Origin of the sequence: Leisingera sp. MMG026 (assembly GCF_021654205.1) — a bacterium.
In the GTDB taxonomy this organism is placed as follows: Bacteria; Pseudomonadota; Alphaproteobacteria; order Rhodobacterales; family Rhodobacteraceae; genus Leisingera.
Window position 1 is genome coordinate 13584 of the sequence record NZ_JAKFZM010000003.1, and the last position, 13420, is coordinate 27003.

A 13420-nucleotide genomic window follows, 5' to 3' on the forward strand; every position below is an offset into this window, starting at 1 on the left:
CTAAACTAAAGCGCAAATTTTTTTGTCAATGGGAGAAAGCACCCAACCGGTTGCGCAAAACAATGGAGCGTGCCTCCAAATGCGGCCGGAGCCTTGTCAAACATGCTTTAAAAACAACCTCTATCGCCGTAACAGACCGGTCTTCCAATCGCTGCCAAAGGTCAAAAAAAAGAACACCGTAAAAGCGGATCCCAATCTGTTTTCCAGATTAAACTGGAATGGGAGAGGCGCGCCCGGCGGTTTCTGCCCCAGCAGCCGCTGGCAAGGAAACCGGTTTATACGTGCAAATGAGGGGCCAGAACCAGTGCTGCGCTGGCCCAGGCCTGCTGAAACGGCGCAACCGGAGGCGTTCCCCCTTCTTCCGCCGTCTCGATCGCCAGCATCGCCGCGCGCAGGCCGGACAGGCCCAGAACTGCCGCCGACCCTGCCAGCCGGTGCGCCTCTTTGCGCTGGTCATCGTCTAGAACCGCGCAATCCTGCAGCCCATCCTGGAGCTGATTTACCTCGTCGCAAAAGGACGCCAGAAAGCTGCGTGCCCGGTCTTGCCCAAGGGCTTCAAAAAACTGGTGGATGTCCGACTGCGTTCCGGGCAGCACCTTGACCCCGCTGCCTGCCCGGCGGTCTATCACTTCAGCCAGCTCAGCCTTGTTGGCCGGTTTGGTAAGAACTTCGGCAAAACCGGCATCCAGAATGCGGGCGTGGTCCTCCGCGGCGGCATGCGCGGTGAGCGCCACAATGTCGGTGCCCTCGGCCAGCTGCTGGGCGCGGATCCGGCGCAGCGCCTCGATCCCGTCCACCTGCGGCATGCTGATGTCCATCAGAATCAGATCGAACCGCCCCTCTTCTGCGGCCTGCACAGCCTCGGCACCGCCCGGCACAGCCGTCACCTGATGCCCCTCCTGGCGCAGCATCGTGGCCAGAAGCTCGCGGTTGATGTCGTTATCCTCGGCGATCAGCAGACGGCAGGCGCCGTTCCGGCAGGGTTTGTCCTGTGCTGCCTGGCGCGGCGGCGCCTTGGCCGCCGGTAACGCCAGTGAGATGGTGAACAGGCTGCCTTCACCCAGCTCGCTTTCGCATGCAATCGTACCGCCCATGGCCTGCACCAGGCGCTTGGTGATTGCCAGTCCCAGTCCCGTGCCCTCGCTGCCACGGCCATAGCTGGAATCCAAAGTGATAAAATCTTCGAAAATCCGGTCAAGGTCGCCAGGCGAGATGCCTTGGCCGGTGTCCGCGACATGGAATTCCACCGTTTCCCCGTCCGGCAGCCGCATTACATCCACACTCACCGCGCCATCGCTGGTGAACTTCAAAGCATTGCCAATCAGGTTCAAAAGCACCTGCTGCACAGCCCGCGGCCGCCCGGCCACCACCGGCTTGCCGCCCAGGCTGCAGTGCAGAGACAGATCGATCCCCCTGCCCTTGGCGCTGGCCTGCTGGCTTTCAATCAGACCGCTGATCAGCTCCTCCAGATCAAAGATCCGCCGTTTCTCAGTTTCGGCGCCGGCCTCCAGCCGCGACAGCTCCAGCACGTCATTCACATGCTGCAGCAGCAAGCCGCCCGAAACCCGCATCGCCTGCAAGTAGCGGCGCTGCTCCGGTGTCGGTCCGGTTCCCTCAATCAGATCGATAGCCCCCAGAACCCCGGTCAGCGGGGTGCGCATCTCGTGGCTCATCACCGTCAGCAGGTTTTGCTTGGCGCGCTCGCCGGCCAGCGCGTCGTCCCGCGCCCGCCGCAATTCCTCTTCCGCAGCGATCCGCTCGGAGATGTCGCGCAGGAAGCCAACAAAGACCAGTTCGTTTCCCGACTGGCTGACCGACACAGACAGCTCTACCGGGAACAGCTCGCCGGACTTACGCCGCGCTTCCAGCTGCAGCCGGCCTTTGCCGGCCACCTGCGCCTCACCGGTTTGCAGAAACCGTTTCATGCCGGCCTGATGCGCCTCCTGCAGGTGGTCCGGCACAATCAGGCTGACCATCTGCTGGCCCATGGCCTCAGCCTTGCTGTAGCCGAACACCGTTTCCGCCGCCCCGTTGAAGGCAAGAATGCTGCCGTCTGCACCAACCACCAGGATCGCATCCAGCGAGGAGGCAATCATCGCCTCCATCCGCGCGGCAGAGCGGCTGCGCTCCACTGCCAGCCTGCGGCCTTTGCGGTAGAGCCGCCCAAGCAGCAGCGCCGCCAGCGCCAGCGCCAGCACCAGGGCCAGCACCACCCAGCCCAGACGCGTCAGGATGGTGAACAGTTTCAGCCGCTTACCCTTGGAATCCTCCACCTGCAGCACGACACCAAACAAGGCAAGTTCACGCACATCACCGCTGTTTTGCGCCAGCTCGGCGGCAAGCTCCGGCAGGCTGTCCAGCAACGGCCGGCTGCCACTGTCAATAACCGCCGCCATGCGGTCCAGCCGGTCCTGCATCTGCTGCAGCAGGGCTGCACCTGCCGGGCTTTGGCGCAAATCCTCAAACAGCGGGCTTTCGCGGAACGTGGCAATCCGGCTGTAGTAAACATCGAACTGGCGCTGCAGGCGGCGCAGATCCCCAGGCGCGCTGGCCGTCAGAACCGCCGCCTCCAGCTTGAGATGCTCAACTTCGGCCTGGGACAGATTCCATTGCATATTGTCTGTTGCCGCGGTCGACAGCCCGCCCAGCTGCTGCAGCACCTGATGCCCCAGCCGCACAGACTGCGCAGCCAGCGCTGCTGCAATTGCCAGCACCAGCGCTAAAACCCAGCGCGGCATCGTTGGAAATCCGCGCAGCATCACCTGACTGCTCCCTGCCTGCCATTCACGGCCGAATTACGATCCGGTCCAGTTGCCAAATACTGCGCGAAAAGACTTCTTCGGTACGGTAGGCCGGGTTGCTGTCATAAGGGTACACCACCCATAGCGGCCCCTTGTTGCGCAAGGACATTTCCGCGCCGTTACGCTCAAACGCGACAATCGGGCCACCGTCAACCGCATCCGCAACAGGGATTTCCACCGCATAGTCATTCACCGCATACGCTACAAGCCGCCCGCTGCTGACATCCATCCGCCCGACCAGAACAGCCAGCGGCACGCCGGTGAACTGCTGCGGCCCGCTGGTCCAAATGGTCTCTGTCTCAAAGGTGACCGGAGCCAGCGCACGCAGATCCTCAATCGTGTACTGCGCTGCAGGTTCCGCCGCGCCCTCCACTCCGACCGACAGCAGCACCGGTTGCGCTTCATCCGCAAAAACTGCGGTTGCGCACGCCATGACTGCAAGCGAAGCCAAGGCCGCGACCTGCGAAATCAATCCTCTCATTCCAGCACTCCTCATTTGATGCCGTTTCCGTAACAGCCGGGCAAAGCATGGCACATCCGCTCCGCCCGAAAACCGGCACCTGAGGATAGGTTCATGACCTTTCGTATAGGGTGCACAACCGCCAGAGTAGCGCCATCAACCCTAATGTTGGCTTACCAGAGGCCGTCAGAACGTCGTAACATCGGTAAAATTTCCAGTACTCGCACAGGAGCAGCAGCAGATGTTCACACCCCAGACCAGTCCGCAATCCAAGGTTGACAGTTTTGAAACCCTTGTCGCTGTAGACTGGGACCGGGAAGTAAAGAACAGGTCTAGTGGCTACATGCGCATTTTGCTGGCAGACGATCATGATATGGTCCGCGAAACAATCTCCGCCTACCTCAAATCCGAGGGCGGTGCTGAGGTCGCTTTGGCGACTGATCTGCCTGGTGCGATCTCGCAGATCTGTGAACTGGGCCCCTACGACCTGGTGCTGCTTGACTTCAACATGCCCGGCATGATGGGGCTCGACGGCCTGGCCAAGGCGCTGGAGGCCAATGGCGGCAAGGGCGTGGCCATTCTGTCCGGCAGCGCGCCCGCCCGCACCGCACAGGAGGCCCTGGATGCCGGCGCCATCGGCTTCATCCCCAAGACCATGGGCGCGCAATCCCTGCTGAATGCCGTGCGCTTCATGAGCGCGGGAGAGATCTATGTGCCTGTAGATCTGATGCGCGAAGACGCCTCGGCAAAAACCCATCCGCTGGCCGAAAAACTCAGCCCGCGTGAACTGGAAGTGCTGAACGGGTTATGCCGCGGCCTGTCGAACAAGGAAATCGCCCGCGAGCTGGAGCTGCAGGAAGTGACAATCAAACTGCATGTGCGCACGCTTTGCCGCAAGCTGGAGGCCAAGAACCGGACCCAGGCCGCGCTGACCGCCAAGGCGGCCGGGCTGTTCTGAGCCGGCCTGCCTGACAGCGCCCCTGTCGACCCTTACTCACTCCATTTCCGCCGGCAGTGCCGCATAGCCGCGAAAGCGGATTCGCCCGCCCGGCACCCGGCCGGGCAACAGGCGATAGCCCGGAAAACGGTGCAGCAGGCGTTCAATGGCGATCCTCCCCTCCAGCCGCGCCAGCGTCAGCCCGACGCAGACATGCGGCCCGCCGGCAAAGGCCAGATGCCGGTTCGGCGTCCGGTTAACATCAAAGACACCCGGCTTTTCAAACACCTCCGGATCGCGGTTCGCCGCCCCGATCAGCAGATGCAAGTTGGTCCCCGCAGGGACTTTCATTCCGCCAAATTCCACATCCGTTGTGGTTTCCCGGTTGCCCAGCTGATTGGGCGACCGGAAGCGCAGAACCTCCTCGATGGCAGGTTTGATCAGCTCCTGCTGCTCCAGCAGCCGCTGCTTTTGGTCCGGATGGTCATTCAGCAGCGCCAGCCCGTTGCCGATCAGATTGGTGGTGGTCTCGTGACCTGCATTCAGGATAAAGATGCAATTCTGGATCAGCTCAACCTCGCTGAGGGCGCTATCCGCCCCCTCGCCGTTGATCAGCCGTGTCAGCACGTCGGTGTCAATGTCCCCTGGTTTGGCCCGCCGCCGGGCGATCAAATCCTGCAGGTAGGCCTTGAACTCCTCCACCGCCCGGTGCCCTGCGGCCAGCTGATCAGCATTCAGCGCTGGCTCCAGCGCGCCCAGGATGGCCAGCGACCAGTCACGCAGCGGCGCCCGCTCCGCCATCGGCACGTCCAGCAGATTGCCGATAATCTGGATCGGAATGGAGGCGGCAAAATCCTCGATCAGGTCCACTTTGGCTGCGCCCGCCATTCCGTCCAGCAAGCGGTCAACCGTCTCAACCAGCCCCGGTTCCATCCTGGCAATTGCCCGCGGCGTCAGCGCCGAGGTCATGATCCTGCGCACCCGCGTATGCAGCGGCGGATCGGAAAACACTAGCGAAGTGGTGTGATGCTCAAACAATGGCGAACCCGCGCCGAATTTTGGCGCAAAAGCTTTCTTCTTGTCCGAGGAAAACAGCGTGGTGTCCCGGTAAACCCTGTCCAGATCGGCATGGCGGCAGACCAGCAGCGACCCATCCGGCTGCGGCAGCACCGGCGCCTCGCGCAGCAATGCATCGTAAATGGGAAACGGATCCTCCAGAAAACCCTCAGGCGGGTTCGCCAGATTAAACTCCTCAATATTCACAGATACTTGCTCTCCGCTGCTCATCCGACACCCTCCCGCTGGCCATTCCGGCCAGGGTTTCTGCAGGAAATGCGACTGTCAATCCGCCATTGCGGCAAGAAACCCAGCGTCAGTACGATGCCCCGCAATATACGGCGACGCCCGATTACAGCGTGACAACGGCACCGGGAACAGATAGAAACAAAACATGAACACACCAATTTCTTCCATCCGAAACCTTGGCCCCGCGTATGAGGAAGCCTGCCACCGGGCCGGCATTTCTTCGGCCGAGGATCTGCGTGCCATCGGCGCTGATGCGGCCTATGCCAAACTTCTGAAAACCGGTACCCGGCCGCATTTCATCGGCTACTACGTGCTGGTGATGTCGCTGCAGGGGCGGCCTTGGAATGATTGCAAAGGCAAGGAAAAAAAAGAGCTTCGCCAGCGCTTTGACGAGATCAAGGCCAGCAGCATTGATACCCATCAAGCAGCACTCGAGGCAACCTTGGACATGATCGGCGTTGTAGCGCGCAAATAGATGGATGGAACCAAATGGGGTATCCGGGGGTTGGTTCATCAACGGGACACTAACCAAAGGAGATCCTCGATGGACCTGATCCGGATTATTTTTGCAGTCATTCTGCCGCCGCTTGGCGTGTTTCTGCAGGTCGGCCTTGGCAAGCATTTCTGGCTCAATATCCTGCTGACGATCCTCGGCTATATTCCGGGCATCGTGCACGCTGTCTGGATTATCGCAAAGACGCCTGAACATGCCTGACACCGCGCATCACGAAGACCGCCTGCAATCATTGCAGCGCCTGGCACACCGCATGGACCGGGCATTCCGCATTCCCTTGATCGGAACGCGGATCGGCTGGGACAGCATTCTGGGTCTCATCCCGGGCGTGGGCGACGCGGTGGCGCTGCTGCCTGCGGGCTATATCCTGCTCTCGGGACACCGCATGGGTGCTTCAAAAGGAACGCTGGCGCGCATGGCCGCCAACATCGGCATTGATGCGCTTGTTGGCACGATCCCGCTGGCCGGCGATCTTTTCGACATTGGCTGGAAGGCCAACACCCGCAACGTCGCCCTGCTGCGCCGCCACCTGGAACAATCAGCCGCGCAGGATGAGCCTTTGGCGAAACGTCTTGCGCGGCGCGGCTTTTCCAACCTGATTGCGCCCAAGGACTTGGCTGCCTTCAGCCGCTTCGCCACGCGGACACGGCCCCGCAGACCGCGCAACCGGCAGCACAGCGGGCTCAGAACCGCTTTCTCCAACTCATAAAAAAACCGCGCCAGTCGCCCGGCGCGGCCTTCAGTCATCGCTAAGCCTGCGGCTTAGCCGACCAGCTCGAGGCCTGAGAAGAAATAGGCGATCTCAACAGCGGCGGTTTCCGGTGCGTCGGAACCGTGCACGGAGTTTTCGCCAACCGATTCAGCAAATTCGGCGCGAATGGTGCCGGCCGCGGCGTCCGCCGGGTTGGTGGCGCCCATCACTTCGCGGTTTTTGGCAATGGCGTTTTCGCCTTCCAGAACCTGCGCGACGATCGGAGCGGAGGCCATGAATTCGCACAGTTCGTCGTAGAACGGACGCTCGGCGTGCACTTTGTAGAACTCGCCTGCCTGGGCTTTGCTCAGGTGAATGCGCTTTTGCGCCACAACGCGCAGGCCGGCTTCTTCGAATTTGGCGTTGATTGCGCCGGTCAGATTGCGGCGGGTTGCGTCGGGCTTGATGATCGAGAAAGTGCGTTCCAGTGCCATGGGGCAGACTCCTGTGCTGAAAAGCCGGACATCATGCCCGGCCCGTTACGAATTGCCGCCCCGATAGCATGGCTCTGTGACAGGATAAAGAGGGGATTGCGCAGCTGTGACGCAGCAGCAAAGGCGACGCGCAGCCCGTTGGCTTTGCCTCCTGAGCCTGCGCCGGTCTTGCCGCGCATCTGCAATAAGCCGGCCACAGCCAGCCACGTCCGGCACCCGCACATGGCCTGCCCCATTGACAAGGGCCAGACAGTACCCCAGTGCAAGGCCCATGTTACGTATCAGCGATATATCCTATGCGGTCGAAGGCCGTCTTTTGTTCGATGGCGCCAGCGCCACGATCCCCACTGGCCACAAGGTTGGATTGGTCGGCCGCAACGGCACCGGCAAAACCACGCTGTTCCGGCTGATCCGCAATGAGCTGTCGCTGGAATCCGGCGCCATTTCACTGCCCAGCAAAGCGCGGATCGGCGGCATTGCCCAGGAAGCGCCATCCTCCAACGTGTCGCTGATCGATACGGTGCTTGCCGCGGACACTGAACGCGCCGAATTGATGGCCGAGTCCGAGACCGCGCAGGATCCCGGACGGATTGCCGAAATTCAAACCCGGCTTTCAGATATCGACGCATGGTCGGCCGAGGCACGTGCCGCTGCCATCCTCAAAGGTCTCGGGTTTGATTTTGCCGCCCAGCAACGCCCTTGCTCCGACTATTCGGGCGGCTGGCGGATGCGGGTGGCCCTGGCTGCGGTGCTGTTTTCACAGCCTGACCTCTTGCTGCTGGACGAACCTACCAACTACCTGGACCTTGAGGGCGCGCTGTGGCTTGAGGCCTATCTGGTCAAATACCCGCACACCGTGATCATCATCAGCCACGACCGCGAACTGCTGAACCGCTCGGTGAACGGCATTCTGCACCTCGAAGAGCTTGGGCTGACCTATTACTCCGGCAACTATGACCAGTTCGCCCGTCAGCGCGCCGCCAACCGGGCCAATCAGGCCGCACAGGCCAAGAAACAGGACGCCCGCCGCGCCCATCTGCAGGCCTTTGTGGACCGGTTCAAAGCCAAGGCGAGCAAAGCCAAACAGGCGCAAAGCCGGGTCAAGATGCTGGAGAAGATGGAGACCATCCGCGCTCCCGAAGACGCCGCGCGCACCGTTTTCACCTTCCCCGAACCTGAGGAGCTGTCGCCGCCGATCATCGCGACCGAGGGCGCCTCGGTCGGCTATGACGGCACCCCGATCCTCAGCCGGCTGGATCTGCGCATTGATCAGGACGACCGTATCGCGCTGCTTGGCAAGAACGGAGAGGGCAAATCCACCCTGTCCAAAATGCTGTCAGGCCGTCTGGATGTGATGGCCGGCAAGATGACCCAGTCCAGCAAGCTGCGGATCGGTTTTTTTGCCCAGCATCAGGTGGACGAACTGCACATTGACGAAACGCCGCTGCAGCATTTGCAGCGCGAACGCCCGAACGAAGGCCAGGCCCGCCTGCGCGCCCGGCTGGCCGGGTTCGGACTGGGGTCGGATCAGGCTGATACCGAGGTCGGCCGTCTTTCCGGCGGGCAAAAGGCGCGGTTGTCGCTGCTGCTGGCCACCCTGCCCGCTCCGCATCTGCTGATCCTCGATGAACCGACCAACCACCTGGACATCGAAAGCCGCGAGGCGCTGGTCGAAGCGCTGACCGCCTATTCCGGCGCGGTCATTCTGGTCAGCCATGACATGCACCTCCTTAGCCTGGTTGCGGACCGGCTGTGGCTGGTGTCGGGCGGCACGGTGAAACCGTTTGAGGGCGATCTGCCGGCCTACCGCGATCTGCTGCTGACGCGCGACAAACCCGCAGGCAAATCCAAATCCAAGACCAAGGCCAAGGCCAAGGCCGAAAAACCCAAGCGCCCCAGCCGCGACGCCATTCAGGCCCTGCGCGCCGAGGTCCGCAAAGGTGAGGCGCGCCTGGAGAAAGTCAGCGAAATGCGCGACAAGCTGGCCAAAAAGCTGGCAGACCCTGCTCTTTATGACGATGGGCGCAAAGACGAAGCCATTGTCTGGCAGCGCAAATATGCCGAAGTCATGGAAGCCCAGGACCGCGCCGAGGAGCTGTGGCTGAAAGCGGTGGAGAAACTCGAAAAAGCAGAGGCGCAATGATCGACACGGCCTTTCTGATCACCTCATTTGTCACGTTGTTTGTCATCGTTGACCCGATCGGCCTGACACCGATCTTTCTGGCGCTGACACAGGGCATGACGCCCGCACAGCGGCGTGCGATTGCCCTGCGTTCGACCATCACTGCGGCAATTCTGCTTGCGCTGTTTACGGCACTTGGCGAGGCGGTGCTTGGCTTTGCAGGCATTTCCATGGCTGCCTTCCGCATTGCCGGGGGTGTGCTGTTGTTCCTCACTGCGCTTGATATGCTGTTTGAACGCCGCAACAAGCGGCGCGAAGACCGCAGCGAAGAGGATGATTTTGACGACCCGTCCATCTTCCCGCTGGCGATCCCGCTGATTGCAGGCCCCGGCTCCATCGCCACTGTCATCCTGCTGGCGGGGCAGCAGCCTGGCATTGCAGGCTTTGCCATGGTGATGGGCGTGGTGGTCGCAGTGCTGGCGATCCTCTTGGTGATGTGCCTGTTTTCCGGCCTGTTCGAACGCTTGCTGGGCAAGACCGGCATCACCGTTGTGACCCGCCTTCTGGGCATGCTGCTGGCGGCGCTTTCTGTCCAGTTCGTGCTCGACGGACTGCGCGCTTTTGGATTTGCAGGCTAGCATAACGCCCCGGCCCGCCTACATTATATTCAGGAGGTGCGCAGATGGGCGAGTTTGAGATCGGGCGGGTTATCTACCTGGTTGTCCTGCTGGTTGCAGTGGGATCCTGGGTGTTTGTGCAGAACCGCCAATCCATCGGCAAGACACTGCAGATGTTTGCGGTCTGGGGATTTATCTTCCTTGGTGTGATCGCCTCTTACGGGCTGTGGGAGGACATTCGCCAAACCGTGCGCCCGCAGCAAAGCGTCGCGGTGGAGGCCGGACGGGTCGAAGTGCCGCGCGCGCCGGACGGGCATTACTATCTGACCCTTGAGGTGAACGGCGCAGCTGTCCCGTTCCTGGTCGACACCGGCGCCAGCGAAGTCGTGCTGAACGCGCGCGATGCAGAGCGTGCCGGGATTGACACCGGCAGCCTCGCCTATCTCGGCCGCGCCCGCACCGCCAATGGCGAGGTGCGCACAGCCTCGGTCTGGATCGAAGAAATGTCGCTGGGCGGCATCACCGACACAGACGTGCGCGTGTGGGTGAACCAGGGCGAGCTGGAGCAATCCCTTTTGGGCATGGGCTATCTGCAGCGCTGGTCCAGCATCGAAATCCGCAATGGCGCATTGGTGCTGACCCGCTGATCATGCGCCTTGCGGCGCAGGCCTCCGGCAGGGGTATTTCGAACCAGAAAGAAGCCAAGGCACCTTTCTTCCTTTGGCCAAGAGAGGCAGCGCCGCTGCGCTGCGATCACCCTTTGTCCGGAACCGGCAGAATGAACCCGTTGATCGGATAGACCCGCCCGTAGGCCCCCGGATTGCTTTCCAAGCGAACGGCGGACCAGTCATTTGCTGCAGACACGTCAATTACCGCCATGCCCAGCGACACCTTGTTGCGGCGCCAGTTGGCGTGATTGATCCGGATCCGGCGCGAATCCTCCACCTTGGAGACCACTGCCACATGGCCCAGCGGATTGGAGCGGGTCGCCCGGAACGCCATCACCGCACCGGTTTGCGGCTGCTGGCCGCGGCTGAACTGTCCTTTGGCCTGTGCCCACCAGGTTTTGGCATTGCCGAAAATCTCAATCCCGCTGGCATTGCGGGCAAAGGGCACGCACCAGACACGGCTCCCTCTGGATTGCAAAGACTGGACTTCCTGAACCGCGTATTCCAGACGCGCGGCCTCAGCCTCGGCCCGGGCCACCGATCCGCCTTGAATATCACCGCAGTTGGCAAGGAACAGCAGCCCAGCCCCAACAATCGGCAGCAGCCGCGCCCGACGGAACGCATGTGATACTTTCATCTGTCCCCCAGTGTCCTGGTCTTCTGTTCTGATCTTTTGACCGGGAGGATTACTGCGGCAGCGCCTTTTGCGCGAGCATTTCCTGCCAAGCTGAAACAAATCTGAAGGATATTGGCAAAATCCCGCCGATACCGCGGGTTAACAGGCCGGTTTCCCGGCCTATTTCTCGGCCTTCTTCTCCCAACGCCCGCCCTCTTCGGACCAGTATTGGGCGGAACAGCCAGCATCTGTCAGTGACTTCCACTGGCTGCGGGCGTGCTGCACAGCTTGCGGATCTGTGCCGTCGAACAGAATACAGACACGGCTCAGCGCCTGCACCTCATCGGCGCTGACTGCGGCGCCCTCCACCGCCATCACACAGTCCGGGGTATTGGCGGCCTCAGGCCCGGCGGTAAGCAGAACCGGCTGCAGCGCGTCATGGGGGCCGCCCGCCAGGCCATGGGGCAGAAAGCTGTCCTCTGCCCCCAGCCACAGACGGTCATCCAGCCAGGCCATGCGCTCGGGGTCGCGCCCGCGCACCGCAATGCGCCAGCCCGCCCCGCGCGCCTTGTCCAGAAGGACCGGCAAGGTCTCCTCCAGCGGTCTGCGCGTCAGATGATAGAAATAGGCAGCCCCCATGAACGCTTATTCCGCCTCGAACTTATCCGCGACCAGACGGTTCAGCGCCATCACGCCCCAACCGGTGGCGCCTTTGGGCGCATAGTCCGTGTCCGCCTTGACCGAGGCCACACCGGCAATGTCCAGATGGATCCAGGGCATATCGTCCTTGATGAACCGCTGCAGGAACTGCGCTGCGGTGATGGAACCCGCCGGGCGTCCGCCGATGTTTTTCATATCGGCAATCCGCGATTTCAGTTGTTCGTCATAGGCCTTGCCCAACGGCATCCGCCAAGCGCCTTCGTCCTCGGAGCGCGCGGCCTTCAGGAAGGCATTGCACAGATCGTCATCGTTGGAGAATACGCCGGCATTTTCATGCCCGAGGCCAATAATGATCGCGCCGGTCAGGGTCGCCAGATCGATAACACCCGCAGGTTTGAACCGCTCCTGCGCGTACCAAAGCACGTCGCACAGAACCAGACGGCCCTCAGCGTCCGTATTGATGACTTCGACCGTGTCGCCCTTCATCGACTTCACCACATCGCCCGGACGGGTGGCATTGCCCGAGGGCATGTTTTCCACAAGGCCGACCAGCCCGACCACATTGGCCTGGGCTTTGCGCAGCGCCAGTGCCTTCATCGTGCCGGCCACAACACCGGCGCCGCCCATGTCCATGGTCATGTCTTCCATGCCGCCCGCAGGCTTCAGCGATATGCCGCCGGTATCAAACACCACGCCCTTGCCGACCAGCGCCAGCGGAGCTGCGTCCTTGGCGCCGCCTTTCCACTGCATCACCGCCACTTTGGAGGGGCTGTCAGAACCTTGACCAACACACAGCAGCGTGCGCATGCCCAGTTTTTCCAGGTCCGCCTCTTCCAGGACCTCAACCTCAAGGCCGATCTCCCTCATTTCTTCGATGCGGCGGGCGAATTCGGTGGTGGTCAGCACATTGGCAGGCTCATTGACCAGATCCCGGGTCATGTGAACGCCTTCGGCCACCGCCAGCAACGGTGCGCAGGCGGCCTCCAGATCGGACGGCATCTTGGAAGCGATCACCACCTCGCCTTCAGGCTTGTCTTCGGCGGGGGTCTTATGGTCATCAAAGCCATAGTCGCGCAGCGCCAGCCCCATGGTGAGGTCAGCAGCCTTGTTCATGCTGCCGGCCATCACCGTCAGCCGCTTGCCCGCTGCCGCCTTGGCCAGTTTTGCACCCGCTTGGCGTGCCTCTACCGGAGTCAGCTTGCGCGGCAGAACCAGCACATCCAGTGCCTCGGCCTGCATGCCTGCGGGCCAGCCCAGAGAAATCACATCACCCGCCTTGGCCTTCTTGAAGCCGTCCGATTCGATCAGCCGGGCAATTGCGCCCTTGCTCAGCCGGTTGGCGGTGCGCGCGGCCTGATCCATGCTGCCCTCGGGCGTGACCATCACCGCCACACGGCCGGTCATTTCCGGCAGCGCCTTGGGGTCGTATTCGGCAAATCGGATCGGGGTAAGGCTGCTCATTCTCGCGCGCTCCTGCTGGTTTCATATGGTTCTTGGCATAAGAGGTATCCTGCGCAGGGGCGCTTGGCCAGACC

At 61.9% G+C, this 13420-nt stretch carries 14 protein-coding genes; 7 read left to right on the forward strand and 7 right to left on the reverse strand.

The genetic code is table 11. The features are described 5' to 3' along the window. Positions 1 to 275: 275 nt before the first annotated feature. Both L1069_RS02270 and L1069_RS02275 read right to left on the reverse strand, forming a co-directional pair. Positions 276 to 2759 carry a response regulator gene (locus tag L1069_RS02270; protein WP_237454643.1) on the reverse strand — a complete coding sequence of 828 codons (2484 nt, stop codon included), beginning with the start codon at positions 2757 to 2759 and terminating at the stop codon, positions 276 to 278. Positions 2760 to 2784: 25 nt separating this feature from the next. Next, entirely contained in the window at positions 2785 to 3282 is a 498-nt protein-coding gene (locus L1069_RS02275; RefSeq protein WP_237454644.1) for a molybdopterin-dependent oxidoreductase, read from the reverse strand. A 322-nt stretch (positions 3283 to 3604) separates the two neighbouring features. On the opposite strand from L1069_RS02275, the gene L1069_RS02280 reads away from it, so the two are divergent. Beyond that, positions 3605 to 4219 carry a response regulator transcription factor gene (locus L1069_RS02280; protein ID WP_134831302.1) on the forward strand — a complete coding sequence of 205 codons (615 nt, stop codon included), beginning with the start codon at positions 3605 to 3607 and terminating at the stop codon, positions 4217 to 4219. A gap of 36 nt (positions 4220 to 4255) precedes the next feature. Here L1069_RS02280 and L1069_RS02285 read toward each other — a convergent pair whose 3' ends face one another. Beyond that, the gene (locus L1069_RS02285; RefSeq protein WP_237454645.1) at positions 4256 to 5485 is read right to left on the reverse strand and encodes a cytochrome P450; all 1230 of its coding nucleotides are present in this window, start codon (positions 5483 to 5485) and stop codon (positions 4256 to 4258) included. A 163-nt stretch (positions 5486 to 5648) separates the two neighbouring features. Here L1069_RS02285 and L1069_RS02290 point away from each other — a divergent pair, with 163 nt between their 5' ends. From L1069_RS02290 to L1069_RS02300, 3 genes are all read left to right on the forward strand, one after another. Further along, positions 5649 to 5978, forward strand: coding sequence for a TfoX/Sxy family protein (locus tag L1069_RS02290; protein WP_237454646.1), 330 nt, complete (start codon positions 5649 to 5651; stop codon positions 5976 to 5978). A gap of 69 nt (positions 5979 to 6047) precedes the next feature. Continuing rightward, the gene (locus tag L1069_RS02295; RefSeq protein ID WP_129371167.1) at positions 6048 to 6218 is read left to right on the forward strand and encodes a YqaE/Pmp3 family membrane protein; all 171 of its coding nucleotides are present in this window, start codon (positions 6048 to 6050) and stop codon (positions 6216 to 6218) included. Continuing rightward, entirely contained in the window at positions 6211 to 6726 is a 516-nt protein-coding gene (locus L1069_RS02300; RefSeq protein ID WP_237454647.1) for a DUF4112 domain-containing protein, read from the forward strand. The genes L1069_RS02295 and L1069_RS02300 overlap by 8 nt, the downstream gene beginning before the upstream one ends. A gap of 53 nt (positions 6727 to 6779) precedes the next feature. On the opposite strand, the gene ndk is transcribed toward L1069_RS02300, so the two are convergent. Continuing rightward, on the reverse strand, positions 6780 to 7202 hold the full coding sequence (ndk, locus tag L1069_RS02305; RefSeq protein WP_237454648.1) for a nucleoside-diphosphate kinase: 423 nt from the start codon (positions 7200 to 7202) through the stop codon (positions 6780 to 6782). 271 nt (positions 7203 to 7473) lie between these two features. On the opposite strand from ndk, the gene L1069_RS02310 reads away from it, so the two are divergent. From L1069_RS02310 to L1069_RS02320, 3 genes are read left to right on the forward strand one after another with little or no spacing between them, the layout of a single operon-like run. After that, positions 7474 to 9345, forward strand: coding sequence for an ABC-F family ATP-binding cassette domain-containing protein (locus L1069_RS02310; RefSeq protein WP_237454649.1), 1872 nt, complete (start codon positions 7474 to 7476; stop codon positions 9343 to 9345). Further along, positions 9342 to 9962 carry a MarC family protein gene (locus tag L1069_RS02315; RefSeq protein ID WP_129371170.1) on the forward strand — a complete coding sequence of 207 codons (621 nt, stop codon included), beginning with the start codon at positions 9342 to 9344 and terminating at the stop codon, positions 9960 to 9962. Before L1069_RS02310 ends, L1069_RS02315 begins: the two co-directional genes overlap by 4 nt. A 44-nt stretch (positions 9963 to 10006) precedes the next feature. Beyond that, positions 10007 to 10588, forward strand: a complete 582-nt coding sequence (locus L1069_RS02320; protein WP_129371171.1) for a TIGR02281 family clan AA aspartic protease — start codon at positions 10007 to 10009, stop codon at positions 10586 to 10588. A 106-nt stretch (positions 10589 to 10694) separates the two neighbouring features. Here the strand turns inward: L1069_RS02320 and L1069_RS02325 are convergent, their stop codons facing one another. The 3 genes from L1069_RS02325 to L1069_RS02335 form a co-directional block, all read right to left on the reverse strand. Beyond that, positions 10695 to 11246, reverse strand: coding sequence for a CHAP domain-containing protein (locus L1069_RS02325; RefSeq protein WP_129371172.1), 552 nt, complete (start codon positions 11244 to 11246; stop codon positions 10695 to 10697). A 159-nt stretch (positions 11247 to 11405) separates the two neighbouring features. Beyond that, entirely contained in the window at positions 11406 to 11864 is a 459-nt protein-coding gene (locus L1069_RS02330) for a DNA polymerase III subunit chi (RefSeq protein ID WP_129371173.1), read from the reverse strand. A gap of 6 nt (positions 11865 to 11870) precedes the next feature. Beyond that, positions 11871 to 13346, reverse strand: a complete 1476-nt coding sequence (locus tag L1069_RS02335; RefSeq protein ID WP_237454650.1) for a leucyl aminopeptidase — start codon at positions 13344 to 13346, stop codon at positions 11871 to 11873. Between the last annotated feature and the right edge of the window lie 74 nt (positions 13347 to 13420).